Annotated in this window: 1 protein-coding gene; it reads right to left on the reverse strand. The window is 70.2% G+C overall.

Annotated features, from left to right (window positions below; translation table 11 throughout):
• Positions 1-356, reverse strand: a 356-nt coding sequence (locus QN345_RS19920; RefSeq protein ID WP_323509227.1) for a copper resistance CopC family protein, incomplete at both ends; no start/stop codon positions are given.

Consider the following 356-nt stretch of genomic DNA (forward strand, 5'->3'; position numbering starts at 1 on the left):
AGACCGGGTGGCCGTCGGTCGAGACGACCTGCCAGGTCACCGTGTACTCCCCCGGCTGGCCGAGCTGGGCCGTGGTCTCGAGCTTCGGGCCGAACAGGGTGACGCATCCGTCGCCGTAATAGAGGGGTGCGGAGGTCGGACCGCTGATGCGCATGGCGTTGCCGGTTCCGGTGCCGTCGAGGTTCAGCAGGGCGTCGTTTGTGGTGATGGTGAAGTGGCCTGGCTGCTCGGTCACGACCGAGTTCTCCGCGGGCGCGTACCCGACCGGATAGTTGTGCGCGGACGCCGGGGCGGCGGAGAACCCCAGCGTCGCGGCAACCACGGCCGCGACACCGAGCGCGCGCAGGGACCAGTCG

Origin of the sequence: Cryobacterium sp. 10I1 (assembly GCF_035019805.1) — a bacterium.
Taxonomy (GTDB): domain Bacteria; phylum Actinomycetota; class Actinomycetes; order Actinomycetales; family Microbacteriaceae; genus Cryobacterium; species Cryobacterium glucosi.